The 26973-nt window shown below is 56.6% G+C and carries 19 protein-coding genes and 4 tRNA genes; 6 read left to right on the top strand and 17 right to left on the bottom strand.

What is annotated here, in order from left to right; genetic code table 11:
• Positions 1 to 76: 76 nt before the first annotated feature.
• From rpoC to AC0L8N_RS13320, 14 genes are all read right to left on the bottom strand, one after another.
• Entirely contained in the window at positions 77 to 4339 is a 4263-nt protein-coding gene (gene rpoC / locus AC0L8N_RS13385; protein ID WP_473668177.1) for a DNA-directed RNA polymerase subunit beta', read from the bottom strand.
• Entirely contained in the window at positions 4339 to 8418 is a 4080-nt protein-coding gene (gene rpoB, locus AC0L8N_RS13380) for a DNA-directed RNA polymerase subunit beta (protein ID WP_473668176.1), read from the bottom strand. Before rpoB ends, rpoC begins: the two co-directional genes overlap by 1 nt.
• 253 nt (positions 8419 to 8671) lie before the next feature.
• On the bottom strand, positions 8672 to 9049 hold the full coding sequence (rplL, locus tag AC0L8N_RS13375) for a 50S ribosomal protein L7/L12 (protein WP_473668175.1): 378 nt from the start codon (positions 9047 to 9049) through the stop codon (positions 8672 to 8674).
• A gap of 54 nt (positions 9050 to 9103) precedes the next feature.
• Positions 9104 to 9628: a 50S ribosomal protein L10 gene (rplJ, locus tag AC0L8N_RS13370; protein WP_473668174.1), complete on the bottom strand. Its 525-nt coding sequence runs from the start codon at positions 9626 to 9628 to the stop codon at positions 9104 to 9106.
• Positions 9629 to 9953: 325 nt separating this feature from the next.
• On the bottom strand, positions 9954 to 10649 hold the full coding sequence (gene rplA, locus AC0L8N_RS13365; protein ID WP_473668173.1) for a 50S ribosomal protein L1: 696 nt from the start codon (positions 10647 to 10649) through the stop codon (positions 9954 to 9956).
• Positions 10649 to 11083, bottom strand: a complete 435-nt coding sequence (gene rplK / locus AC0L8N_RS13360; protein WP_473668172.1) for a 50S ribosomal protein L11 — start codon at positions 11081 to 11083, stop codon at positions 10649 to 10651. Before rplK ends, rplA begins: the two co-directional genes overlap by 1 nt.
• Positions 11084 to 11239: 156 nt before the next feature.
• Positions 11240 to 11773 carry a transcription termination/antitermination protein NusG gene (nusG, locus tag AC0L8N_RS13355; protein WP_473668171.1) on the bottom strand — a complete coding sequence of 178 codons (534 nt, stop codon included), beginning with the start codon at positions 11771 to 11773 and terminating at the stop codon, positions 11240 to 11242.
• Positions 11774 to 11801: 28 nt separating this feature from the next.
• Positions 11802 to 12182 carry a preprotein translocase subunit SecE gene (secE, locus tag AC0L8N_RS13350; RefSeq protein WP_068613580.1) on the bottom strand — a complete coding sequence of 127 codons (381 nt, stop codon included), beginning with the start codon at positions 12180 to 12182 and terminating at the stop codon, positions 11802 to 11804.
• Between the two features lie 133 nt (positions 12183 to 12315).
• Positions 12316 to 12391 (bottom strand) — tRNA-Trp (locus AC0L8N_RS13345).
• Positions 12392 to 12630: 239 nt separating this feature from the next.
• The gene (gene tuf, locus AC0L8N_RS13340; RefSeq protein WP_473668170.1) at positions 12631 to 13821 is read right to left on the bottom strand and encodes an elongation factor Tu; all 1191 of its coding nucleotides are present in this window, start codon (positions 13819 to 13821) and stop codon (positions 12631 to 12633) included.
• A 111-nt stretch (positions 13822 to 13932) separates the two neighbouring features.
• Positions 13933 to 14007 (bottom strand) — tRNA-Thr (locus AC0L8N_RS13335).
• Between the two features lie 31 nt (positions 14008 to 14038).
• Positions 14039 to 14112: transfer RNA gene (locus tag AC0L8N_RS13330), tRNA-Gly, on the bottom strand.
• Between the two features lie 414 nt (positions 14113 to 14526).
• A tRNA-Tyr gene (locus tag AC0L8N_RS13325) sits at positions 14527 to 14611 on the bottom strand.
• 191 nt (positions 14612 to 14802) lie between these two features.
• Positions 14803 to 15315 carry a M15 family metallopeptidase gene (locus tag AC0L8N_RS13320; protein WP_473668168.1) on the bottom strand — a complete coding sequence of 171 codons (513 nt, stop codon included), beginning with the start codon at positions 15313 to 15315 and terminating at the stop codon, positions 14803 to 14805.
• Between the two features lie 144 nt (positions 15316 to 15459).
• On the opposite strand from AC0L8N_RS13320, the gene cmoA reads away from it, so the two are divergent.
• The 3 genes from cmoA to AC0L8N_RS13305 all read left to right on the top strand — a co-directional run bounded on the left by cmoA (position 15460) and on the right by AC0L8N_RS13305 (position 17764).
• The gene (gene cmoA / locus AC0L8N_RS13315; protein WP_473668167.1) at positions 15460 to 16185 is read left to right on the top strand and encodes a carboxy-S-adenosyl-L-methionine synthase CmoA; all 726 of its coding nucleotides are present in this window, start codon (positions 15460 to 15462) and stop codon (positions 16183 to 16185) included.
• A gap of 6 nt (positions 16186 to 16191) precedes the next feature.
• Positions 16192 to 17157: a tRNA 5-methoxyuridine(34)/uridine 5-oxyacetic acid(34) synthase CmoB gene (gene cmoB, locus AC0L8N_RS13310; RefSeq protein ID WP_473668166.1), complete on the top strand. Its 966-nt coding sequence runs from the start codon at positions 16192 to 16194 to the stop codon at positions 17155 to 17157.
• A gap of 85 nt (positions 17158 to 17242) precedes the next feature.
• On the top strand, positions 17243 to 17764 hold the full coding sequence (locus tag AC0L8N_RS13305; RefSeq protein WP_473668165.1) for a GbsR/MarR family transcriptional regulator: 522 nt from the start codon (positions 17243 to 17245) through the stop codon (positions 17762 to 17764).
• 95 nt (positions 17765 to 17859) lie between these two features.
• On the opposite strand, the gene AC0L8N_RS13300 is transcribed toward AC0L8N_RS13305, so the two are convergent.
• Both AC0L8N_RS13300 and AC0L8N_RS13295 read right to left on the bottom strand, forming a co-directional pair.
• Positions 17860 to 18654 carry a DUF4437 domain-containing protein gene (locus AC0L8N_RS13300; protein WP_473668164.1) on the bottom strand — a complete coding sequence of 265 codons (795 nt, stop codon included), beginning with the start codon at positions 18652 to 18654 and terminating at the stop codon, positions 17860 to 17862.
• A 106-nt stretch (positions 18655 to 18760) separates the two neighbouring features.
• Positions 18761 to 20740: an OPT family oligopeptide transporter gene (locus AC0L8N_RS13295; protein ID WP_473668163.1), complete on the bottom strand. Its 1980-nt coding sequence runs from the start codon at positions 20738 to 20740 to the stop codon at positions 18761 to 18763.
• Between the two features lie 506 nt (positions 20741 to 21246).
• Here AC0L8N_RS13295 and AC0L8N_RS13290 point away from each other — a divergent pair.
• The 3 genes from AC0L8N_RS13290 (at position 21247) to AC0L8N_RS13280 (ending at position 24490) form a co-directional block, all read left to right on the top strand.
• Positions 21247 to 22713: an SLC13 family permease gene (locus tag AC0L8N_RS13290; RefSeq protein WP_473668162.1), complete on the top strand. Its 1467-nt coding sequence runs from the start codon at positions 21247 to 21249 to the stop codon at positions 22711 to 22713.
• A 16-nt stretch (positions 22714 to 22729) separates the two neighbouring features.
• A complete protein-coding gene (locus tag AC0L8N_RS13285; protein ID WP_473668161.1) occupies positions 22730 to 23398 on the top strand; it encodes a pyridoxamine 5'-phosphate oxidase family protein in 669 nt (222 codons plus the stop codon).
• A 72-nt stretch (positions 23399 to 23470) separates the two neighbouring features.
• Entirely contained in the window at positions 23471 to 24490 is a 1020-nt protein-coding gene (locus AC0L8N_RS13280) for an NADP-dependent oxidoreductase (RefSeq protein ID WP_473668160.1), read from the top strand.
• 117 nt (positions 24491 to 24607) lie between these two features.
• On the opposite strand, the gene AC0L8N_RS13275 is transcribed toward AC0L8N_RS13280, so the two are convergent.
• The gene (locus AC0L8N_RS13275; protein WP_473668159.1) at positions 24608 to 26785 is read right to left on the bottom strand and encodes a TonB-dependent receptor; all 2178 of its coding nucleotides are present in this window, start codon (positions 26783 to 26785) and stop codon (positions 24608 to 24610) included.
• Positions 26786 to 26973 lie beyond the last annotated feature (188 nt).

The raw sequence follows: 26973 nt of genomic DNA, 5'->3' as shown, positions 1-26973 counted from the left end.
ATTGTATTGATGCCCGCGAGCAGGTGTCAAGCGGCCTGCCGACAGCGTTCCGCTGCTGGCAGGCCACACGGTCCTGCTATTCGGCTGCCGAGGTTTCCTCGGACGCCGCCTCACTCTCGCTGCCATCGGCTTCTGCCGCCGCCGCGTCCGCTGCGGCAGCTTCCGCCACTGCAGCCACACCCTTGTCTTCAAGCTCTTTCAACTGGTCGGCGAAATCCTGTTCGCGCGTCCGGCGCCGCTCGGCGTGGTGCGCGAAACCGGTACCGGCCGGTATCAGGCGACCGACAATGACGTTCTCCTTCAGGCCGCGCAGATCGTCTTTCAGTCCCCGAACAGCGGCTTCTGTGAGCACGCGGGTCGTTTCCTGGAACGAGGCTGCGGAAATAAAGGATTCGGTCGCCAGCGATGCCTTGGTAATACCCAGCAACATCGGCTCGTAGGTCAGGTTGTCTTTGTTCTGAGCGGCAAGCTGCTCCTGAACTTCCAGCGCACGCGCCTTGTCGAGCTGTTCCGCGCGCAAGAAGCTGCTTTCACCCGGATCGACGACCAGCACTTTTCTGAGCATCTGGCGAATAATCACCTCGATGTGCTTGTCGTTGATTTTCACGCCCTGTAGCCGGTAAACGTCCTGAATCTCGCGTACGAGGTAATCGGACAGCTCTTCGACGCCACGCAGCCTGAGTATGTCATGCGGGTTCGGTTCGCCGTCGGCAATAACTTCACCGGCCGCGACCTGCTCACCCTCAAACACGTTCAGATGGCGCCACTTCGGAATCAGCTCCTCATGACTCTCGCCCGCTTCGTCCGTAATAACGAGACGACGCTTGCCCTTGGTTTCCTTGCCGAAGCTGACCGTACCCGAGTACTCCGCCATGATTGCCGGTTCTTTCGGCTTTCTGGCTTCGAACAAGTCGGCAACACGCGGCAAACCACCGGTGATGTCACGGGTCTTCGAAGACGCCTGCGGGATACGTGCGATGACGTCACCAACCTGAACCTCGGCACCGTCGGACATCGAGATAATCGCGCCGGCCGGCAAAGCGTAAACCGCCGGAATGTCCGTGTTGGCAAAGCAAAGCTCGACACCTTCCGAGTTGACCAGCTTGGCAACTGGACGCAAGTCCTTGCCACTGCCGCCACGCGCTTTCGGATCGAGTACCACGATGCTGGTCAGACCGGTGAATTCGTCGATCTGCTCGCTAACGGTGATGCCGTCTTCAAAGTCTTCAAAGTGCAGGTAGCCTGACACCTCGGTGACAACCGGGTGAGTATGCGGATCCCAGTTTGCGACAACCTGGCCCTGGGTGACTTTGTCACTGTCCTGCGCCGTAATGGTTGCACCGTAAGGCACCTTGTAGCGCTCACGCTCACGACCGTGCTCGTTGATAACCGAGATCTCACCGGAACGGGATACAGCCACAAGGTGGCTGTCCTTGTTCACGACGGTCTTGATGTTGTTGAGCTTGACGATGCCGTTGTTCTTGATTTCGATCGAGTTGACCGCTGCCGAACGAGATGCCGCACCACCAATATGGAAGGTACGCATGGTCAGCTGTGTGCCCGGCTCACCAATCGACTGTGCCGCGATAACACCGACAGCCTCGCCGATGTTAATGCGAGTACCGCGGGCCAGGTCGCGACCGTAGCACTGTGCACAAACGCCGTAGCGAATTTCACAGGTAATCGGCGAACGTACCCAGACCTGATCGATAGACAGGTCTTCAAGGCGCGAAACAGCGGCTTCATCCAGCATGGTGCCAGCGTCGAATGCAACTTTGTCAGTGCCCGGAATAAGCACTGCCTGCGCAACGACACGACCCAGTACGCGTTCGCGCAAGGGTTCTACAACGTCGCCGCCTTCAACCAACGGCGACATCGACACGCCTTGCTGAGTTCCGCAATCAACCTCAGTCACCACCAGATCCTGGGCAACGTCGACCAGACGACGGGTCAGGTAACCCGAGTTCGCGGTTTTCAGTGCGGTATCAGCCAGACCCTTACGAGCGCCGTGAGTCGAGATGAAGTACTGCAGTACGTCCAGACCCTCGCGGAAGTTAGCCGTAATTGGCGTCTCGATGATCGAGCCATCCGGCTTGGCCATCAGGCCTCGCATACCAGCGAGCTGACGAATCTGCGCGGCAGAACCACGAGCACCGGAGTCGGCCATCATGTAAATCGAGTTAAACGATTCCTGGTCAACTTCATCGCCCTTGGAGTCGATGACGGTCTCAGAGCCGAGCTTGTCCATCATCGCCTTGGCAATCTGGTCATTCGTACGCGACCAAATATCGACGACCTTGTTGTAACGCTCACCCTCGGTGACGAGACCGGACGAATACTGATCCTGAATCTCTTTCACTTCGGCTTCAGCGCTCGCCAAAATCGATTCTTTCGATTCCGGCACAACCATGTCGTTTACGCCGATTGAAATACCCGCGATCGTTGCGAACCGGAAACCCGTGTACATCAGGCGATCCGCGAACACGACGGTCTTTTTCAGGCCGAGGTTGCGGTAGCAAGCATTGATCGTGTTGGAGATCGCTTTCTTCGTCATGTCACGATTGATGACGTCGAATGACAGCCCCTTCGGCAACAGCGTTGACAACAACGCACGACCGACGGTGGTTTCAACGATCTCGACCCGCGAGGCGACTTCACCTTCGCTGTCCAACTCGTGCATCGGTACGCGTACTTTGACGCGCGCCTGCAGTTCGACCACACCGTTCTCGTACGCACGACGGGCTTCGTCGACGTCTGAGAACAACATGCCCTCGCCGTTCGCATTCACTTTGTTGCGGGTCATGTAATACAGACCCAGTACAACGTCCTGCGATGGCACGATGATCGGATCGCCGTTAGCCGGTGACAGAATATTGTTCGATGCCATCATCAACGCGCGCGCTTCCAGCTGCGCTTCGATAGACAACGGTACGTGCACGGCCATTTGGTCGCCGTCAAAGTCAGCGTTGAACGCAGTACAGACCAGCGGGTGCAGCTGGATAGCCTTACCTTCAATCAGAACCGGCTCGAACGCCTGAATGCCAAGACGGTGCAGGGTCGGCGCGCGGTTAAGCATGACCGGATGTTCCCGAATGACCTCTTCAAGGATGTCCCAGACTTCCGGACCTTCGCGCTCAACAAGGCGCTTCGCCGCTTTGATGGTCGTTGCTTCGCCACGCAGTTGCAGCTTGGAGAAAATAAACGGTTTGAAGAGCTCAAGCGCCATTTTCTTCGGCAGACCGCACTGGTGCAGGCGCAGCGTCGGGCCAACCACGATGACCGAACGGCCGGAGTAATCGACACGCTTGCCAAGCAGGTTCTGGCGGAAGCGGCCCTGCTTGCCTTTGATCATGTCTGCCAGTGATTTCAGCGGACGCTTGTTCGTACCGGTAATGGCGCGACCGCGACGGCCGTTATCGAGCAGCGCGTCAACCGATTCCTGCAGCATGCGTTTTTCGTTGCGCACGATGATGTCCGGCGCATTGAGTTCCAGCAGGCGACGCAGGCGGTTGTTACGGTTGATGACGCGACGGTACAGATCGTTCAGATCGGAGGTCGCGAAACGACCACCGTCGAGCGGCACCAGCGGGCGCAGATCGGGCGGCAGTACCGGTAACACGGTCAGGACCATCCACTCAGGCTTGTTGCCTGACTCGATGAACGATTCCACCAATTTCAGGCGCTTGGAAAGCCGCTTGATCTTGGTCTCTGAACGCGTCGCACCCATGTCTTCACGTACCTGCAGCATCTCGCGCTGCAGATCGATCGTCATCAGCATCTCGCGTACGGCCTCGGCACCCATGCGGGCATCGAACTCGTCGCCGTACTGCTCGATGGCATCGAGGTACATTTCGTCGGTCATGAGCTGGCCACGCTCGAGCGGCGTCATGCCAGGCTCGATAACCACAAACGCTTCGAAATACAGTACCCGTTCAATTTCGCGCAAGGTCATGTCCAGCATGAGACCGATACGCGACGGCAATGATTTCAGAAACCAGATGTGTGCAACGGGGCTGGCCAGATCGATATGCGCCATGCGCTCACGACGAACCTTGGTCTGGGTGACTTCAACGCCACACTTTTCACAGACTACACCGCGATGCTTCAGGCGCTTGTACTTGCCGCACAGGCATTCGTAATCTTTGATCGGGCCAAAGATTTTCGCGCAGAACAGACCATCACGCTCCGGTTTGAAGGTGCGGTAGTTGATCGTTTCGGGTTTTTTGACCTCGCCAAAAGACCAGGAACGAATCATGTCCGGTGATGCGAGGCCGATGCGAATTGCATCGAAGTCATCAACGGGATTCTGGTACTTGAAAAGCTTCAGAAGATCTTTCATTAGTCTGTTTCCAGTTCAATGTTGATTCCCAGCGAGCGAATCTCTTTAACAAGTACGTTAAAGGACTCAGGCATGCCGGCATCCATTTCGTGCTCACCGTCAACGATGTTCTTATACATCTTGGTACGGCCCTGCACGTCATCGGACTTGACGGTCAGCATCTCCTGCAGGGTGTAGGCGGCGCCGTAGGCTTCGAGTGCCCAGACCTCCATCTCACCGAAGCGCTGGCCACCGAACTGCGCTTTACCACCCAGCGGTTGCTGAGTAACGAGGCTGTACGGGCCAGTGGAGCGCGCATGCATCTTGTCATCCACCAAGTGGTTGAGCTTCAGCATGTACATGTAACCCACCGTGGTTTCGCGGTCGAAGGAGTTACCCGTTCGGCCATCGATCAGGCGCGTCTGTCCGGTTTCCGGCAAGTCCGCCAGTACCAGAAGCTGCTTGATCTCTTCTTCATTGGCACCGTCGAATACCGGCGTTGCGGTTGGTACGCCGCTGGTCAGGTTGCGGCACAACTCCATGATCTCGGCGTCAGAGAACGAATCGAGGTCTTCGTTGCGGCCACCGATCTTGTTGTAGATATCATCCAGGAAGCCACGCAACTTGACGATCGACTCTTGCGCGCGAAGCATGCGGCCGATCTTGTTACCAAGGCCTTTCGCTGCCCAGCCAAGATGCGTTTCCAGCACCTGACCAACGTTCATGCGTGACGGTACACCAAGCGGGTTCAGTACGATGTCTACCGGTGTGCCGTCTTTCGAATACGGCATATCCTCGACCGGAACGATGGTTGAAATCACACCCTTGTTACCGTGACGGCCAGCCATCTTGTCGCCCGGCTGGATGCGGCGCTTAACAGCAAGGTAAACCTTGACCATCTTCAGCACACCCGGTGCCAGATCGTCGCCAGCCGTTATCTTGGCTTTCTTCTCATCGTAGCGACGGTCGAACTCGGCTGCCTGCATCTTCAGACGCTCGGCGTAACGTTCGAGCTGTTCGTTGGCTTCGTCATTCTTCAGACGAACTTCGAACCACTGCTCGCGCGGCACTTCGTCGAGGTAGGCTTTGGTAATTTTGCTGCCAGCGGCCAGTTTGTTCGGGCCACCTTGAGCAACCTTGCCAGTAATCATCCGCTCGACGCGCTGGAAAATATCCTCTTCAAGGATGCGCAGCGTGTCGTCGAGATCCTTGCGAACACTCTCGAGCTCGGATTTTTCAATGGACAGTGCACGGGCGTCTTTATCAACGCCATCGCGGGTAAAGACGCGAACGTCGATAACCGTGCCATCCATGCCTGGCGGAACGCGCAATGACGTGTCTTTCACGTCGGACGCTTTCTCGCCGAAAATGGCACGCAGCAGCTTCTCTTCCGGAGTCAGCTGAGTCTCGCCCTTCGGCGTCACTTTACCGACCAGAATATCGCCAGACTTCACTTCTGCACCGATGTACGCGATACCGGACTCGTCCAGCTTCGCAAGCGCTGAATCGCCGACGTTTGGAATATCGGACGTTATGTCTTCAGAGCCCAGTTTCGTGTCGCGAGCAACACAAGACAGCTCTTCGATATGGATCGTCGTGAAGCGATCTTCCTGAACGACGCGCTCCGAGATAAGGATCGAATCCTCGAAGTTGTAGCCGTTCCACGGCATGAACGCGACCAGCAGATTCTGCCCAAGCGCCAGTTCACCGAGGTTGGTTGACGGACCGTCAGCCAGAACGTCACCCGCGGCAATCTTGTTGCCGGCGCCAACCAGCGGCCGTTGGTTGATACAGGTGTTCTGGTTTGAGCGCGTGTACTTCGTCAGGTTGTAAATATCGACACCGGACTCAAATGCGCCGGCCTCGTCATCATTGACCCGCACAACGATGCGCGACGCATCGACGGAATCAACGATACCGCCACGTTTCGCAACGACCGTTACGCCGGAGTCGACGGCGACAGCGCGTTCCATGCCGGTACCAACCAATGGTGCCTCGGAACGCAGTGTGGGAACCGCCTGGCGTTGCATGTTCGAGCCCATCAATGCGCGGTTGGCGTCATCGTGCTCAAGGAACGGAATCAGCGACGCCGCAACCGAAACGATCTGGCGCGGACTGACGTCCATATACTCAATGGTCGATGGATTGGCGAGTGAGAATTCGTTCTGATGACGAACGGAAACCAGCTCTTCGGTGAATCGCCCTTTCTCATCGAGCTCGGCATTCGCCTGAGCGATGACGAAGTTGCTCTCTTCAATAGCCGACAGGTATTCGATATCTGTCGTCGCACTGCCGTCTTTAACTTTACGGTAAGGCGTTTCGAGAAAGCCATAGTCGTTCGTGCGGGCGTATACAGCCAGCGAGTTGATCAGACCAATATTCGGTCCTTCAGGTGTTTCAATTGGGCAGACGCGACCGTAATGCGTCGGGTGCACGTCGCGCACTTCGAAGCCTGCACGTTCACGCGTCAAACCACCCGGCCCAAGCGCCGATACGCGGCGTTTGTGAGTGACTTCCGATAACGGGTTGTTCTGATCCATGAACTGCGAAAGCTGACTGGAACCGAAGAACTCTTTAACGGCTGCCGCAACCGGCTTGGCGTTAATCATTTCCTGCGGCATCAGACCTTCAGTCTCGGCCTGAGTCAGACGCTCCTTGACCGCACGCTCTACGCGCACAAGGCCAACGCGGAAAGCGTTTTCAGCCATCTCGCCGACACTACGCACACGGCGGTTGCCAAGGTGATCGATGTCATCGACATTGCCATGGCCGTTGCGGATGTCGACCAGCGTCTTCAACACATCGAGGATGTCGTCTTTGTCCAGTACACCGCTGCCTTCCGAGGTATCCCGGCCGACACGGCGATTGAACTTCATTCGACCTACTGACGACAGATCGTAGCGATCGGCATTGAAGAACAAATTCTGGAACAGGTTTTCGGCAGCTTCTTTGGTAGGTGGCTCACCGGGACGCATCATGCGATAAATCTCAACCAGCGCTTCAAGACGCGTGGTTGAAGGATCAATCTTCAGCGTATTGGAAATATAAGCGCCGTGATCGAGGTCGTTCACGTACAGCGTACGTATGTGTTCGACGCCTGCCGCAATCAATGCCTCGATAAGTTCTGGCGTCAGATCGTCATTCGCAGAGGCCAGCAATTCGCCAGTCTCCGTATCGACCACGTCATGTGCCAACACCTTGCCTTCAAGGTATTCAGCAGGCACAACCAGATCGGTGACTTTCGAGCTCTCCATTTCACGAACGTGCTTCGCGGTTATGCGGCGACCTTCTTCAACGATCAGCTTGCGACCCAGCTTGATGTCGAAAATGGCGGTTTCGCCACGCAGCCGCTCGGGCACGAGGCCCATGCGAATTTCTTTGTCGGACAGGTAGAAGTCATTAGTGTCGAAGAACAGGTCCAGCATTTCTTCGTTGGTCAGACCGAGTGCACGCATGATGATCGTGACCGGCAATTTGCGGCGACGGTCGATACGAGCGAATACGCTGTCTTTCGGATCGAATTCGAAATCGAGCCAGGAACCACGGTACGGAATGATCCGGGCCGAGAACAACAGCTTGCCCGAAGAGTGTGTCTTGCCCTTGTCGTGATCGAAAAACACGCCGGGAGAACGGTGCAGCTGCGAAACAATAACGCGCTCGGTACCGTTGATCACGAAAGTACCGTGATCGGTCATCAACGGCATTTCGCCGAGATACACTTCCTGCTCACGAATGTCTTTCACCGGCTTCGGCGTGCCACTCGCTTCCTTATCATAAATAACCAGTCGAACTTTCACTCGAATCGGCGCCGCGTACGTCAGGCCGCGCATCTGGCATTCCTTGACGTCGAATACCGGATCGCCAAGGCGATAGCTCACGTATTCCAGCGCCGCGTTGCCCGAGTAACTGACAATCGGAAATACCGTCTGGAATGCCGCATGCAAACCAGCGTCCAGACGCTCGTCCACTTCGCAGTTCACCTGCAGGAATTTCGCGTAAGAATCCAGCTGGATCGACAGCAGGTACGGCACGTTCAGAATCGTGGGCCGCTTGCCGAAATCCTTGCGGATGCGCTTTTTCTCAGTGAATGAATAGGCCATTCGAGGTTACCCTTAACTAAAGGAAGCAGCTGACTTTTGCCGTCCTGGCGCCTTCACGGCCAGTCACTTCCAAATTTCAAAGTTGGTCAAACTACTGCACACCGGCAGCCGCGGTCTTACCTGACAGACGCGCTTACGCGCCTGCTTTGCGCACTATCGTTGTGCCTGCAAAAGACGCAGACACGAACAAGCAGCCGGGCGGGTTTCCCCGCCGGCTGCCTGCCGACCCGCGGATAAATTCCACGTGGTCGATTTACTTAAGCTCGACGGTAGCGCCGGCTTCTTCAAGCTGCTTCTTGAAGTTTTCGGCGTCGTCTTTCGATGCGCCTTCCTTAACGGTTGAAGGCGCGCCTTCAACAGCGTCTTTCGCTTCCTTCAGACCAAGACCGGTGATGGCGCGAACAGCCTTAATAACAGCAACCTTGTTGCTGCCGAAGCTTGCCAGTACCACGTCAAACTCGGTCTTCTCTTCAACGGCGGCAGCTTCACCACCACCCGCTGCTGCTGCAACGGCAACCGGAGCTGCGGCCGAAACGCCCCACTCTTCTTCGAGCATCTTGACGAGCTCGACCACTTCCATGATGGGCTTGGCGCTCAATTCTTTGAGCAAATCTGCGTTGGACAATGCCATTTCTAAATACCTCAATAAATCCTGAATCAGTTAAATAGGATATCGATCCGTTTCTCAGGCCGATTCCTGCGCAGCGCGTGCGGACAGTGTCCGCGCGACCATTGCAGGTGGTTCGACCAAGGTCCGTACCAGTTTGGACATAGGAGCCATAAAGACGCCCAGCAGCATCGCGCGTGCCTGGTCCAGCGTTGGCAGTTCGGCAAGCTTTGACAGCTCGCTCGCTTCCAACAACTGCCCACCGGCAGACAACGAAACCGCTTTAAGTGCTTCGTGTTTTTTCGCGAAGTCCTTAATTATCCTGGCAGCGGCACCCGGATCCTCTTTGGAAAATGCAAGCAGCAACGGGCCCTTGAGTGTGTCTTGCATACACTCGAACTCGGTGCCCTGGATGGCGCGGCGAGCCAGCGTGTTTTTGACGACACGCATGTACACGCCAGCATTGCGTGCTTCTGCGCGCAGTGCTGTCATCTCAGAAACAGTCAACCCTCTGTACTCCGCTGCAACAGCGGTAATAGAGTCAACCGCAACCGCATTTACCTCTTTGACAAATGCTTTCTTGTCTTCGAGTCTCAGTGCCATGAATTTCTCCTGGCTTACGGTCACACAATCGGATGAAAAATCTCATCCGCCCTTTTCCGGCTTTCTCACCAGTCACGCCAAAGGCGCACCAGCTTGTTGGCCGTTGGGATGGCCTGCATAACTGCTGCAGAAACCGTCCCGGGTGTCGATAACGGTGACCGTCCTCAAGATTGCTCTGATTCAGGTATCACCATCTGCGTAGGCCGTTTGTCAATTAAGAGTGGTTTTCACACCATTCACCTACGGTCTTCGACGATGGCCGGTTGCCCGGCCATTTACCCACTCGCCACTTGCTGTCAGCGGGAGGGCAAACTCAATTTCAGGCTTACGCGTCTACCGTTGCCTGATCTACTGACACACCCGGCCCCATGGTCGAGGACACGGTGAGTCGTTTAACGTAAACACCTTTTGCTGATGCCGGCTTGGCCTTGCGCAGGTCCGCCAGCAACGCATGCAGGTTGCCCGTGAGCGACGCCACGTCAAAATCAGCACGGCCGATCGGGCAATGGATAATGCCGGCCTTGTCCGTGCGGTAACGCACCTGACCTGCTTTGGCATTCTTCACGGCTGTTTCGACGTCTGCTGTAACAGTGCCAACTTTCGGGTTGGGCATCAGTCCACGCGGGCCGAGAATCTGGCCAAGCTGGCCTACAACGCGCATAGCGTCCGGCGTAGCAATGACAACGTCAAAGTTCAATTCGCCGCCCTTGACGGTAGCGGCGAGATCGTCAAATCCAACGATATCGGCGCCAGCTGCTTTCGCTTTCTCGGCATTTTCGCCCTGAGCAAATACAGCGACCCGTACCGTCTTGCCTGTGCCGTGTGGCAGTACCGTCGAACCACGTACAACCTGATCCGATTTACGCGGATCAACGCCGAGATTCACGGCAACATCAATACTTTCAGCAAACTTGGCAGAAGCCAGTTCTTTGACCAGTGCCAGCGCATCCGCCAACGGGTATACGGTGGTTGCTGATACTTTTTCACGCGCCAATTTCTTGCGCTTGCTTACGCCAGCCATCAGTTCACTCCCTCTACATCAATACCCATGCTGCGGGCAGTGCCTGCAACAGTCCGTACAGCCGCGTCCATGTCGGCGGCCGTAAGATCGGGCATTTTCGTGGTCGCAATTTCTTCAAGCTGCGCACGGCTGACCTTACCCACCTTGGTGGTGTTCGGTGTACCGGAGCCTTTCTTGATACCTGCGGCCTTGCGCAGCAGCACAGCTGCCGGCGGCGTCTTGGTAATGAACGTAAAGCTGCGGTCACTGTAAACAGTGATCACAACAGGAATAGGCAGCCCCTGCTCAATACTCTGAGTCTCGGCATTGAATGCCTTACAGAATTCCATGATGTTCACGCCGTGCTGACCCAGTGCGGGGCCGACGGGCGGACTCGGGTTTGCCTGGCCTGCAGGAACCTGCAGCTTGATATAGCCAGTTACTTTCTTAGCCATTAAATTACTCCTCGAGTGCAAACGCCTTGTTAGGGCTCCTCGTAGTTTCTGGTTGTCGGGCAGTAACTGCCGCGACCCTGATTCTTAACTGTCACCGACTACTTGCCGGTTCCGCTGCATTCTTAATGAGGCCAGCAGAAGCGCCTCGTAACCGTGTCAGCCCTTCTCAACCTGACCGAAATCAAGCTCGACGGGTGTCGAACGACCGAGAATCTGCACTGCAACCTGCAGGCGACTCTTTTCATAATTCACTTTTTCAACGACACCACTGAAGTCGTTAAACGGACCATCAATGACGCGAACAACTTCACCCGGCTCAAACAGAACCTTCGGCCGCGGCTTATCAACGCCTTCCTGCACACGCTGCAGGATATTGTCAGCCTCTTTTTGCGAAATGGGTGCAGGCCGATCGCTCGAGCCGCCGATGAAGCCCAAAACTTTCGGAACCTCTTTCACGAGGTGCCAGGTTTCGTCGTCCATCTCCATCTGCACCAGCACGTAGCCCGGGAAGAACTTGCGCTCGCTGCGACGCTTGTTGCCCTCGCGCATTTCGACCACTTCTTCGGTCGGCACCAGTATGTCGCCAAACTTGTGCTCGAGGCCCGCCATCTTGACGCGCTCTTCAAGTGACGACTTCACCTTGTGCTCGAAATTCGAGTAGGCATGAACGATATACCAGCGTAACGCCACCGCGCTTACCTCTTCGGAATCCAATCGATCAGGTCGTTGAGCCGACGAGCGTACGCGTCAGCCACAACAGGAATGAATCGAGACCCCAGAAGAACAGGGCCATTACCAGCGTAAACACGAAGACAGCAATCGCGGTTTGCGTCGTTTCCGTCCGTGTAGGCCAGATGACTTTGCGAATTTCAATGCGCGAGCCTTGGACGAAAGCACTTAGCCGCCGTCCCTGCGCACTGGTCATTGCAATGCCGATGCCTGCTGCAACACCTGCCAGTACCATCAGTACCCGCAGCGGCAGCGACATGTCGACGTAGTAGTAGTAGGCAAACAAACCGCCAACCAGCACAAAGGCTGCAATCAGCAGTTTGACTATGTCCAGTGCGCCGCTCTGACTTGTTTCGGTCGTAGTTGCCATGTTGTCCGTCGTTTACATCGTTAAACAGCTAACCCGCGGTCAGCCAATTCGCACTGTTGCCAGCATCAAAGCCGGTACGCATACGCGCCCGGCTTTTCGGTTTCTGCAAGCGCACATTTGTCCGCCTGCCTAATGGCAGGCCAGGAGGGAATCGAACCCCCAACCTGCGGTTTTGGAGACCGCCGCTCTGCCAATTGAGCTACTGGCCTAGTGTCAACAAGGTGCCAATCCCAACGCTCTACCCGCACCTTAAAAACTGTTGGTTGCGCTCCGACCCCGTAAACGCGTTGCAGTTCCTACGCGACACGCAGTCCGATCCAAATTTCGCGCCCTACCCTCACAAACCGAAACCAATTCCCTCTCGGGCCGGCCAGAACTTGGTAAGAGCAGGTCCTTACTCCGGAATAAGCGGCAGCAGGCTCTTTTCAGAACCTGCTGCCTTTATCCATTACTCAATAACTTTAGCAACCACACCGGCGCCGACCGTACGGCCACCTTCGCGGATTGCAAATCGCAGCCCGTCTTCCATTGCGATCGGGGCAATCAGCTCAACGACCATCTGCACGTTGTCGCCCGGCATCACCATCTCGGTGCCTTCCGGCAGTTCGCACGCGCCCGTTACGTCCGTCGTACGGAAGTAAAACTGCGGACGATAGCCCTTGAAGAACGGCGTGTGGCGACCGCCCTCGTCCTTGCTCAGAATGTAGACCTCAGCTTCGAACTTGGTGTGCGGCGTGATCGAGCCTGGCTTCGCCAGTACCTGACCGCGCTCCACTTCTTCGCGCTTCGTGCCGCGCAACAGAACGCCCACGTTGTCGCCTGCCTGACCCTGGTCAAGCAGCTTGCGGAACATCTCAACGCCTGTGCAGGTCGTCTTCAACGTGTCCTTGATACCTACGATCGCGATTTCATCACCCACTTTCACGATGCCGCGCTCGATTCGACCGGTGACTACCGTGCCTCGACCCGAGATAGAGAACACGTCCTCCACCGGCATCAGGAAATCGCCGTCAATCGCACGCTCTGGCTGCGGAATGTAGCTGTCCATCGCTTCAACCAGCTTAACCACCGACGGTACACCGATGTCAGACGCGTCGCCTTCGAAGGCCTTCAGCGCTGAACCCGTGACGATCGGGGTGTCGTCGCCCGGGAACTCGTAGGTCGACAGAAGATCACGCACTTCCATCTCAACCAGCTCCAGCAGCTCTTCGTCATCAACCTGGTCAGCCTTGTTCAGGTAAACCACGATGTACGGCACGCCTACCTGGCGGGCCAGAAGGATGTGCTCGCGGGTCTGCGGCATCGGGCCGTCAGCCGCGCTTACCACCAGGATTGCGCCGTCCATCTGCGCCGCACCCGTGATCATGTTCTTCACGTAATCCGCGTGTCCCGGGCAGTCAACGTGCGCGTAATGACGGTTCTCACTCTCGTACTCAACGTGCGCCGTCGCAATCGTAATACCGCGCTCACGCTCCTCAGGAGCATTGTCAATCTGATCGTAGGCTGAAACTTCACCACCGTAAGTCTCTGCCATTACTTTCGTCAGCGCCGCCGTCAACGTCGTCTTGCCATGATCTACGTGACCAATCGTGCCTACGTTTACGTGGGGCTTGTTACGCTCAAATTTTGCTTTCGACATGTCCTTAACTCTCGTGAATTTTTAGATTTTTTTCGCCAGAACTCCTGGCCAATCCCGGACGGCACCATCGCCGATTGTTTAACTGTTCCCGCTCTTGCGCCCAGTTGTAACTGGAGCCCACACCCGGATTTGAACCGGGGACCTCTTCCTTACCAAGGAAGTGCTCTACCCCTGAGCTATGTGGGCGTACTCTGGCAGCCCTGCCGCCCACCCTAACTGGAGCGGGTGATGGGAATCGAACCCACATCATCAGCTTGGAAGGCTGAGGTTCTACCGTTGAACTACACCCGCACTTCGTTCTGTTCGAGCAAGCAACTATTGATTGCCACCCATGAAAACCTGTACCCGCCTGTCTGCGCCCCGCCATCTTTCGATCGGACGCAAGTCCCGGCTCGCACTTTTGTTCATTGCGTTTCAGGTGCAGCAAAAAAACGACGTATCGCTACGCCGTCGGGGCCACACTCTGATTTTCACCACGCACAAAAAAAATCCGGAAGTCTCTGATCCAACCATCCGAATTCTGGAAATCGTTAGCTCTGTAATCCTTGCCAGGAAATCGCTCAATCTCGCAAAGGCTTCGCAGATCGGTCATTCCGACTCACTTAACCTTGCCTTTCGCAGCATTTCTGCTGTCTCTGTTTGCCAGTACTTGCGGTTCGCGCCTCGCCTTGCTCGCTACCACCACCACCGGCTTCAATTCTGTTCTGGTGGAGGGGGTAGGATTCGAACCTACGTAGGCATAGCCAGCAGATTTACAGTCTGCCCTCGTTGACCGCTTGAGTACCCCTCCGCGCACACAAGCCGGGCATTGTCTAATCCTGACGCCGGCCTGTCAACAGAAAGTCCTGAGTTGCCGGCCTTTCAGTGCGACGCTTAAGCCTGTCGCGGGCGGCGCATTTTCCTGACTGGGGTCGGGAAGTCAAGTATCGCCCACGAATGAAGAAATGCTCGCGAACAAAGACCCGCCCTGGCGCCGCTGCTTTACATGGCCCAATGCCAGGGTTCGTAGACAAAACCGTCCTTATTGTCGCGCGGGTAGCTCATCGAAAAGCCGAATTCTGCAGCATTTTTCTGAAGCCAAACAAAGGCTTCCGTATCTTCGAAGGCAGCAGTCAGCGGCCGGCTGCCAGGCGTGGCGATGTCGATGGCGCGGCCGCTGTGGTGCTCGCTGAAACCCGGCGCTGCATTGACCCGTAATACCTCGACGATATCCTGCCCCGCCGCCAGCTTGTTCCGGATCAGCTCCGCCTGATAATCAAAACTGCGAAACCCGGACACCATCAGCAGGCGAACCCCTGCGGCGGCCGCGGCAGCTACCATTGCCGTCCATTGCGCCGCAGCGGCCGGGGTCAGCTGCTGCATCCGGCCAAGGAGATTGGGGCCCACGTCGATCAGCTCGCCAGCATCCGCGTGGTAAGGCGGGCGGCCATCGCTGCCATAAGCCGCGGGAATACCGAGCTCCTCGTGGAGTGAACGCTGATCATCTGACAGCATCGTAGTACCTGTATGTTGGACAGAAGCCGCGGATTGTCCCACATTCAACCGACCCGGCAACCGCAGTGATCGTCGAATCGGCGTATGCAGCCCTGCTCAAGCACGACTACAATGCGGCCCCTTCCAGCTTTGACCGGTTCCGTTATGTCCCGAGACACCCTCTACACCAGCAAGACCGCAACCAGTGGCTCTTTCGAGTTCAACGACGCGGTCGCCAGTGTATTTCCGGATATGTTGCGCCGCTCTATTCCCGGCTATGCGCAGACTATTGAGGCCATTAACGGGCTGGCACGCCGCGCCGTGCAACCTGGCACCACCTGTTACGACCTCGGCTGCTCACTGGGTGCCGCAACGCTCGCGATACGCCACGGCATAACGGCACCTGATTGCAGGATCGTTGCCGTCGACAATGCGCCCGCGATGATCGAGCACTGCCGAAGTATCGTCGATGCTGACGATGCCCCAACCCCGGTGGAGGTTGTTGAGGCTGATTTGCGCAAAACGCCGATAGAGAACGCTTCGATGGTTGTATTGAATTACACCCTGCAGTTCATTCCTGCAGCTGAGCGTGCCACGCTGATTGCACGCATCGCCAGCGGCATGCGCAATGACGGCGTGCTGGTTCTGTCAGAGAAAGTTACCCATGAAGACCCGGAATTCGATGCCATGCTTATCGACTTGCACCACGACTTCAAACTCCAGAACGCCTACAGCGAGCTCGAGATAGCACGCAAGCGCGCTGCCATAGAGAACGTGCTGATCCCGGATACAGTTGCCAGCCACCTGGAACGCCTGCAGAGCGCGGGCTTTCGGCGTGCCGGCGTGTGGCTACGCTGGTTTAATTTTGTGTCCTTTGTTGCGGTCCGCTAGGCGACGATGAACAAGCAGCAACTGTTCAATGACCTCGCCGAGCTGGGCCTCGCAGACTGGTCAGAAGTGCTGGAGCCATTGCTCGGTGCCCGCCTTGGCGAGACAGCGCATGGTGATATGCCCGCCTGGCTGGATGCCGTAGCTGGCCTGCCAGCAGTAACGCCAGGCAATTCGACACTCGATTCTGGCACCGTCCGACTGCTCGACCGGCAATTGCCGCAGCCAGAACGAACCCTTACCGAAAAACAGTTGCGCCAACTTCAGCCTTGGCGCAAAGGTCCTTTCGACATAGGCGGCCTGATCGTGGATTGTGAATGGCGCTCTGATCTGAAGTGGTCCCGGGTCGAGCCTTCGATCAGCCCGCTGGCTGGTCGCGCGGTTCTGGACGTCGGCTGCGGCAATGGCTACTACGCGCTGCGAATGTACGGCGCCGGCGCTCGCTGTGTCATCGGCGCAGACCCTACATTGCTGTTCGTTATGCAATTTCAGGCATTGCGGCATTTTCTCCCGCCGTTGCCCGTGCACGTCTTGCCGCTGGGGTGCGAAGAGCTACCGGCCAGCGGTGCATTCGACACCGTGTTTTCAATGGGCGTCCTGTATCACCGGCGCTCGCCGATTGATCACCTGCGCGAACTGCGCGGACAACTGCGTCAAGGCGGCGAGCTTGTTCTCGAGACCCTGGTATTGCCGGGTGACGGTACTTACGCCCGCACCCCGCCCGATCGTTATGCGCGCATGCGCAATGTCTGGATGCTGCCAACCGTCAGTGAATTAACCGTCTGGCTCAAACGTACCGGCTTGCGTGACGTGCACTGCGTTGACCTCACCGCCACAACCGTTGACGAACAACGCACCAGTGATTGGATGCCGTTCGAATCGTTACGTGAAGCGCTGAACCCTGACGACCCGAATCTTACCGTCGAAGGCTGGCCGGCGCCCCTCCGGGCCACACTGATCGCCCACAACCCGTAAAACGCCGGATCGGCACCCTGTTTCACTCCGACAGTATCGGCGTATACTTCTAATCATTCTGTCTGGTCAGAAACGAGTGAACGAAATGCAAATGTCGCCGGCCATTGAAAAATACGTACTCCATTGGGGAGAAATGGGTACCCGTTGGGGCACCAACCGCACTGTTGCGCAGATTCAGGCCCTGCTCTATTTATCGCCGCAGCCGTTGCGGGCCGACGAGATTGTCGAACTGCTGTCGGTAGCTCGCTCCAATGTCAGCACCAGCATCCGCGAATTGCAGAGCTACGGCCTGGTCAAGATGACCCATGTTCTGGGTGACCGACGGGATTACTTCGAATCACTGCATGACGTTTGGGACTTGTTCCGCGTCATTATCCATCAGCGCAAGGAACGCGAACTTAACCCAACACTCACCATGTTGCGCAAGTGTGCAGAAGACGTTGACGCGGAAGCTGAGACCGACCCGGCGACCAAAGAACGCATCCGCAATATGCTGAATTTCGTTGAAGGCACGAGCGACTGGTACGAAAAAATCCACGAAGTGCCGTCATCAACGTTGACCAAGTTGATGAAACTCGGCGTCGGTATTACGAAGTTCGTGAAATAGGCGACCGCTAGTCGCACACGCCGCAAGCTGGTCGCGATTTCTTCGATGTCCCGAACATTGCAGACAAACGATCACTTTAGTCGTTGACGCCTGCCCTACGGGAGCGCACATTCGCCGACACGCACTGGCTCGCTGTCACCTTTTACGCGCATCAACCAGATGGACGTTTCAAGGGCGCGTTCTTCAGGACCGCCATGCACTGTGTTGGCAGGGCGGTGAAAGTAGCCGCCTTCGGTATAAATACCCTTGACCGGTTTGCCGCCATAGCACTCGCTGCCCTCATAACGGCCGGAAATCAGATAGCCCTCAAGAACGCGCTCACGACGCTGCCAGGTTGTGCGGGCCTCAGGTTGCACCTGCAACAGCCAGGTACGCGAACCGCTGCCCGGGTCGCGACGCATCTCCTTAACCATCAAGCCACGATCTTCCGGCGCCGCGGACAGTGGCTGCCAGGTCACCACTTCGCTGCTGTAGATAATCGGCGATTTGTACTCGTTCTGCGGGTTGGCGTCGTCGAGAAAGTACAGGACTTCCGCGCCATACGCTGAGCTTAGATTTGCACCGCTGAAACCGGGCGGGAACCAGGCGTAACCGCCCGGTTCGAGCGTAAGGTCGCCGATCCGCATTTCGCCGTACAGCACGTACAACTCAAGGCTCTTGCCCGGTGATGCGCCACTCGATCCGGTCCAGTTGGCCGGCAAGACAATTCGATTGCTGGACCGGCGCGTTTGCGGGTTGCCAGCGAACTGCTTCGCACGCACCCCTGGCAATGCCGCCAGAAACACGTCCGGCAATTCATCGGCCTGCACGAATACCGGGTACGGCAGCTGTGGCCGGGTTGCCGCGCAACCTGCCAACGCCAGTGACAAACAAACCAGCAATGTGCGCATGGGTACTACTCTCCTGCAAGAATTTCTTAACGCATACTGACAGCGTACATCACCATTTGACTGCGACCGAGTTCCCATTCAGCCGAACTCTTTCGAACCGCCGTACTCAACGCCGGATCAGGTGCACAAAGCCAGCGATGAAAAACCCGAACGCAATCAAGCCGACGGTTTCAGCAAACCATGGTGCACCCAGCCACTCCGTGCCGATACCCTCCGGTTTGCGATTCTGCACGAACGCCACAGCAGCGATGCCAACGCCCAGCAAGCCTTCGCCGCCGACGAAGCCACTGCCGAGCAAGATGCCTCGCTCGCGACGTTCGGCCGCAATATCTTTGGACTTCGCACGACGTTCGAAATAACCGCGTAACAAGCCGCCAAGGAATAATGGCGTCATCGTCGAGACCGGCAGATAAACACCGACGGCGAATGGCAGCGATGGAATCTTCAGCAATTCACACAGCAACGCTATACCTATTCCGATGCCGACAAAGCCCCAGGGCAGTTGTTGATCCAGCACGCCTTCGATAACCAGCTTCATCAATGTTGCCTGCGGTGCGGGCAATTCCGTACCACCAAAAGTAAAGGTCTTTGCCAGCAACAGAACTGACAGGCAAACGAACGTTGCAGACGACAGCACGCCGATGAGTTCACCAATTTGCTGACGGCGCGGTGTTGCGCCGAGCAAGTAACCAGTCTTGAGATCCTGCGACGTATCACCGGCGATGGACGCGGCAATTGCAACCACACAACCGACCGTCAACGCGCCGGCTTTACCCGCCATGTCAGTCCAGCCCATGACCAGAAATATACCGGCTGTGCCCAGCAACGAGGCTATCGTCATGCCGCTGGTTGGGTTGCTGGTCACACCCACCAGTCCAACAATCCGGGACGCGACGGTCACAAAGAAAAAGGCAAACACCACGACGCAAACCGCCGCCACCAGCCGGATCGGCAAACCGCCGATATCGCCAAACACCTGAGGTACGAACGCCAGTACCATTGCAACAACCAGCAAGCCGAGGCCAACAAACTTCAATGGCAAGTCGCTGTCCGTACGACTCACGACAGGCGGCGGTGCTGAGCCATCCCCCAAGCGGGTCTGCAATTCCTGCGTACCTACACGAAAGCTCTGCACCATTACCGGAATACTGCGAATCAGAGTAATGATGCCGGCCGTGGCAACCGCCCCTGCGCCGATGTAGCGAACGTAGCGTGTCCAGAGCTGAGCGGGACTCATGTCCGCAATCAAGCGCACAGTTTCCGGAAACACGGGCGTCGAGAAGCCTTCACCCCAGGCATTGATCGACGGAATGATGACGATCCACGCGAGCAAGCCACCGCCTACCATCACCGTCGCGATGCGCGGTCCGAGGATATAGCCGACACCGAACAGCGCTGCCGACAGATCCAAACCGAGTTCGCCCTTTTTCAGGAACGGTATTTTGCTGGCGACGTGCGCGGGAATGACCTGCAGCCATGAGGTCAGAAACTTGAACATCGCTCCAAGTCCCAGCCCGTAAAACACGTAACGCGCGTTCTGGCCACCCACCTCGTTCGCAACCAGAACTTCAGCGCAGGCCGTTCCTTCCGGGTACGGCAGACGACCGTGTTCGCCCTTGATCAGCAAACGGCGTAACGGAATCATGAACAGTATGCCGACGAGCCCGCCGCACATTGCCAACAGGGTCATTTGCAGCAAGTCCGGCGCGAGCCCCCACAGGAACAAAGCCGGTAACGTAAAGATCACGCCACTGGCCAGCGAGCTCGATGCCGAGCCGATGGTTTGCGACAAGTTGGCTTCGAGGATATTGCCGGAGTAGCCGGCCGACTCCAACGCCTTGAATGCAGCGACAGTCATCACCGCGACCGGAATAGAGGTACTGATGGTCAGGCCCGCGCGCAGACCGAGATACGCATTCGCGGCACCAAAAACGATGCCAAAAAAGATGCCGAGCAATACGGATTTTAGTGTCAGCTCCGGCAGTGACGTGGCAGCCGGTACGTACGGTTCGTACACTTGTCCTTCTGTCGGCACTACGTAGGCGAGCGGCGACAGGCCCGCCCTTTTTTTCTGCGTGCTGCTCATGCGCCTGAACCTCCCGGGACCGGAAGGACACGATACACAAAACACTTACATCAGGCACAGCGCTCACCAATAAAAAAGCCGCCCAGAAACTGGGCGGCATTGAAGCGCGGATGTTACCCGGCTGGCGCTGCGCGGATGCTGATCACTGCGACGCTCCGTGCGTCAGCATTAATCTCCGTTCTACAGTGCCGAATCGATGTACCGCTAGTCGGCTGCCACTCCAGGAGCGGCGACGGTCGCGTGAATTGAGAGGAAACGCGCTACCGAAAACCTGACTGGCATTCCTGCCTGCAGTGACCTCGGATCTGCCCTGATAACACTCCATCTCCGTGCGTACCGGTATGGTACGACGGGGATGCTACTACATCTTGTAGGCCACTGCGATAGCTGCACAAGATGTGGGCCACGTTGCGCTTTCGCGCGCTGATCTCGCGAGCCAAACTCGTACCCGGACGAAGGGCAAGGTACGCTTCGCTGCTTCAAGACGAACGCCCGGGGGAAAGGTATTGAGTGAATCAGCGTTAGATGGCCGGAGTACGCACCAGACGATAGGGCTCATCCTGGGCCCCTTACTGGCTCTGACCGTTCTGCTCACGAGCCCGCCAGGCGACTTGTCGATCGCGGCATGGCGAACAGCCGCGATGGCATTGCTCATGGCCGTTTGGTGGGCAACAGAGGCCGTCCCAATCGCTGTGACCGCACTGCTTCCGCTGGTCGCGTTCCCGCTGCTCGGCATAGCCGATATGCAAACCACGTCCTCTCCGTACGCGAACAAGGTTATTTATCTTTTTCTCGGCGGCTTCATCGTGGCCTTCGCTATGCAACGCTGGAATCTGCATCGCCGAATAGCCCTGACCATCTTGCAGCATGCGGGAGGCAACGGCCGCTCTCTGATTGGCGGCTTTATGATTGCCAGTGCATTGCTGAGCATGTGGGTGATGAACACCTCGACAACCATGATGATGCTGCCCATTGCTGTGTCCATCATCGGCGTCATTCACACAACTGTCGGCAGCCTCGACGACCGGGCTCGCCACGATTTTCAGTACGCCTTGTTGCTGGGTATTGCCTACGCATCCTCGATAGGCGGCATGGCCACGTTGGTGGGAACCGTGCCGAATGCACTGATGGCCGCGTTCATGCAGGAGAGCTACGGTACAACGATCGACTTCGCGAGCTGGATGATGGTGGGGATACCGATGAGTGCGTTGTTGCTGCCGCTGGCGTGGTTGTCGTTGACGCGCTGGGTCTTCCGCGTTGACTTCAAGACCTCCGGCGAAGGCCGCGCTGCATTGCGTGCGATGAAAGACGACATGGGACAAATCTCTGTGCCGGAAAAGCGCGTCGGCATAGTCTTCCTGGTGCTCGCTCTGGCCTGGATTTTCCGACCGTTACTCATTCAACTGCCCGCTTTGTCGGGGCTGGATGATTCGGGCATAGCCATGGCCGGCGCCGTCGCCCTGTTCCTGATACCCAGTGGCGATCGCAGCGACCCCTTCCTCATACGTTGGTTACACGTCGAAAAGTTGCCGTGGAGCATTTTGCTGCTGTTCGGTGGTGGACTGTCGCTTGCTGGCGCATTCAGCAGCACCGGACTCGCCGCCTGGCTCGGCAGCAGCCTCAACGCCTTCGGCGCATTACCTATCGCGATTCTGGTCATGCTGGTCGCAGCATTGATAATTTTCCTCACCGAGCTCACCAGCAATATCGCAACGACCGCTACTTTCCTTCCCGTGGTTGGCGCCATTGCCATTGAGGCGGGCATTGACCCGGTGGTCCTGGCGGTACCGGTAACATTTGCCGCCAGTTGCGCATTTATGCTGCCTGTTGCGACACCACCCAATGCCATCGTATTCGGCTCGGGGCTGCTCACAATCCCCAAAATGGTCCGCGCCGGTTTCGCGCTCAACCTCATAGGCATCGCGTTGGTAACACTCGTTGCCCTGACGCTGGCGCCAAAATTTCTTCACTAACTCGCGAGAGGCCGCCATGACGCAAAACGACAACTACTCAGTCGGCAAGCAAAACAAAGTCCGGCAGTTGCGCGACAAGGCGAGCTACGATCGAGAGCTTGTGCACCGCATTCTGGACACCGGGCTGGTCGCACACACTGCATTCGTTCAGGACGGCCAGCCAGTTATCGTTCCCATGATTCACGCTCGTGACGGAGAAACGCTGTACCTGCACGGTGCGCGCAAAGCGCGAGTGATCCGCTTGCTCGCCGAGACCAGTAGCGTCTGCATCAACGTCACCCTGGTTGACGGCATAGTGCTGGCGCGCTCGGCGTTTAACTCGTCGATGAATTATCGTTCGGTAACGGTGCACGGCAAGCCCATGCTCGTCGAAGCGAAGCAGGATAAGTTGCACGCAATGAAATGCATCAGTGAACACCTGACGCCGGGCCGTTGGGATGAACTGCGCGAGCCACTCGAACGCGAGGTCAAGATGACCGGTGTCATCGCCGTGTCGATCGACAGCGCCGCCGCCAAGGTGGCAAGCGGATTGGCGGAAGATGAGGAAGACGACTACAACATTCCCATCTGGGCAGGCACTCTGCCGCTGGTCTCGACATTGGGACAATTGATCAACGACGAACGCCTGCAGCCTGGTGCGAAGCCATCGCCCGCCGTGCTTGCCCTGCAAAATCGGCAGCTATAAACCATGCGCGTGGCATCTGCGGTACAGTAGACGCCGGTACGCATTCACCACATCACATGGAGCATCGTTGCCATGGCTAACATGATCAATCGCCAGATTCGCCTGGCCAGCCGACCTGACGGCTGGGTAAGCGCGGACAATTTCACGTTAACCGACGCTCCGGTCACAGAGCCTGCCGAGGGCGAATTGCTGGTACGCAACCTGTTCATGTCAGTGGACCCGTATATGCGCGGGCGCATGAACGATACAAAGTCTTACGTGCCGGCATTTCAGATTGGTGAAGTTCTGCAAGCAGGCGCTGTTGGCCAGGTAATGGAAAGCCGCAATGATTCGTTCGAAAAGGGCGACTTTGTCAGCGGCATGCTGGGCTGGGAAAACTACTCAATCTCAGACGGCACTGGACTGCACCAGGTTACGCAGGGCCCTGTGCCACTTTCCTACCATCTCGGCATATTGGGTATGCCCGGCATGACCGCCTGGGTCGGTCTGATGAAGACAGCCGCCGCGAAATCCGGTGACACAGTATTTGTATCGGCAGCTTCAGGTGCTGTCGGCAGTATCGTCGGACAACTCGCCAAGATTCACGGCTGTCGCGTAACCGGCTGCGCCGGCTCAGACGAAAAAATCGCATTGTGTGAAAGCGATTTTGGTTATGACGCGATGTTCAACTACAAGACCAGCGACAACATTGCCAAGAGTATCGCCAGAATGTGCCCGGACGGTATCGACGTCAATTTTGAAAACGTCGGTGGGAAAATTTTCGAAGCCGCACTCTGGAACATGCGTAACTTTGGCCGCGTTGCACTTTGCGGGATGATTTCCAACTACAACGATGAACATCAGGAACCGGGTCCACGCGGCATGATGTTGATAATCGCAAGGCGGCTGACGATTAAGGGTTTCATTGTCAGTGACGATCGCGATGCCTGTATGGAGTACGTACGCAAAGCGAGTGGCTGGCTGGCCGAAGGTCGCCTGAACTATCGGGAAACCGTGGCTGAAGGTATCGAGAATGCGCCACAGGCATTGATTGACGTATTGCAGGGCAAGAACGTAGGCAAGCAGATCGTACACCTCGCGGATCCCGAGTAGCGCGCAGCCTGCCCGACGCATTGATCGTCTTGGGATGCGGCCCATATACGAATTGTAAGCCCAGAGCATAAAAAAAGCCCCGGACCAGCCGGGGCTTTTTTGTTTTGCGAATCGCACTTATTCGTAGTCGTAGATAATTTCCAGACCGTACACGCGACCTTTGTTCAATGGCGAGAACGTCGCTTTGTTGCCCGACAGACCCGGTACCGGGAAACCCGGACTGCCCGGGAAGTTGCCCGGCAACTGAGTATCACCACCGATCGTGGACTCGTCCTTCAGGTTCTTGCCATAGAGTGACAACGTTACGCGGTCATCATTGAAGCCGAGATTGATACTGGCATCAAACATGTCGGCGGCCCGCAACGAACCGCGGTTGTTGTCCGTGTATTTAGCCGTATCGCGACGATAGCCGCTGGCCTGCATTGACATACTGCCCCAGGAATAATCACGCGTATAAACCAGCTGCGCGCCATAGGACCACGGAGCAAGACGCGGCAATTCCAGCTGCCGATCGCCGCTGTCAATCACGCCATCGCTGGATATGTCGAAATTCACTTCGTCGTACTGACCGTCAACATACCCAAGGGAAGTCGACAGGAACAACGAATCGGACAGCACAAAGCTTGCTTCGATATCGATGCCAGTAATTGTCGCGTCAGCCGTGTTTTGAATGATTTGCACTACACCAACGATCGGGTCAGTAAGGTTAACCTCGCGCTGCATGTCCTCGATCGTGTTGTGATAAGCCGCTGCGTTCAAACGCACGCGACCGTCGGCAAAGTCTTTCTTAACGCCAACTTCAAACGACGATTGTTCTTCTTCGTCGAAGCTCCGGTTCGGAATGGCAACCGCTGTGTGGCGCATGTTGTAACCGCCGCTGCGGAAGCCCTTGGTCCAGAAGCCGTACAACTGAGTCGTGTCATTTGGCTTGATCTGCATACCGATTTTCGGCGTAAAATTCTTCCAGCTGCGGGAATCATTGAGGTCCGCGGCAGCACAGCCCGCATCGATCGTGCACAGGTTCAGCGGAATTGACGCGATACGTGCCGTCTTTTCCTCACGCGTATAGCGGCCGCCAAAGTTCAGGGTGAATACGTCATTCAGGACCACATCGAGAGAGGCGAAAACCGCGAATGTTTCGGATTCCTGATTGCCGCCACCCGTGATATCCAGTGCACCGCCCTGAATGAGCCGACGCTCAAGGTAGAGCAGATCCTGCTTGAAGAAATAGGCACCGGTTGTCACGTAAAGATTGTCGTACGAACCGGAGTAACGCAATTCATTCGAAAACTGATCCTGGTCGGTACGTGCTGGTGCGTGGAACAGGAAGATCGGCGACGAATCAATGTCGCTCAAAGTCATTGATGAGTATTCGCGCCAGCCAAGGATGTTGACGATTTCGCCGTCACCGGCGTTCACGTCAAACGTGGACTCAAAGGTAAATTGATTCCATTCATTGTCGTAGTAACCTGGCTCGTCAATTGAAAAACCGAAACCGTCATCTCCGAACAGACCTTCATTCTGCGACGCCGGGCCATCACCTTCCGCCTCACCGTGCTCCATTCGGAACAGGAAACTCATCATGTCGTTGGGCAAATACTCAAGGCCGCCGCGAACCATGGTCGTTTCTGCTTTGCCGTGATCCTCACCCGTCAGTAGATTCGTATGCCAGCCGCTGTCATGGTTGCGGTACAGCGCAAACTTGCCGCGCCAGGAATCACTTAACGGCCCGGTAACCAGGCCGGAGGCATAGATATTGTCGCCGGTCTCCATTGCCATCTTGCCCTTGAAGCGGAAGGTGTCGCTCGGCTTCGTCGTTCTGAGCAGGACCGCGCCGCCAGTTACGTTGCGGCCAAACAGCAGACCTTGCGGTCCACGCAATACTTCGATGCCTTCCAGATCAAAAATATCGAGCACGACGCCAGCGTTGATGCCGAGGTACATGCCATCGACGAAAACACCCACGGTCGGATCGATGGAGGGAATCGAGCTGTTAATACCGAGCCCTCGAATGGAGAAGTTAGCTGTGCCACGTGCCGTACCAATATCTTCGAGTTGTACGCTGGGCGCTGAATAACCGATAGCCTGCACATCACGCAGGTGCATCGCATCCAGTTGTGTCTCGTTGTAAGCAGTGATGGCAACGCCGGCATCTTGTACATCGATGCCGCCAGCGCGCTTGGTGCCGGTAACGATGATCTCTTCAAGTAATGCATCAGCCGTGCGATTCTGGCTGATCGCCGTTGCAGGAAATGCGGCGACGACAAACGCCGTCAACAATATTCCCTTACTCATCCTGGTAAGAATCTGCATAAGTGGATCTCCATCCATTTTCGATATATCGAGCCCTGCTTGGGTACAAGCACAACACTGGCTCCCCCGTGCCAACGGCTACCGTTTCGTATTACCGAAAGCACGTATGGTCCTGAAACTCATTGGGTAATGTAACAACAACGGTTCCGCTTTCCCAGTAGCTACCGAGT

Source organism: Woeseia sp. D3-10 (assembly GCF_055809415.1).
The sequence above is the reverse complement of the archived record's forward strand: the minus strand, read 5'-3'. Positions and strand labels throughout refer to the sequence as shown.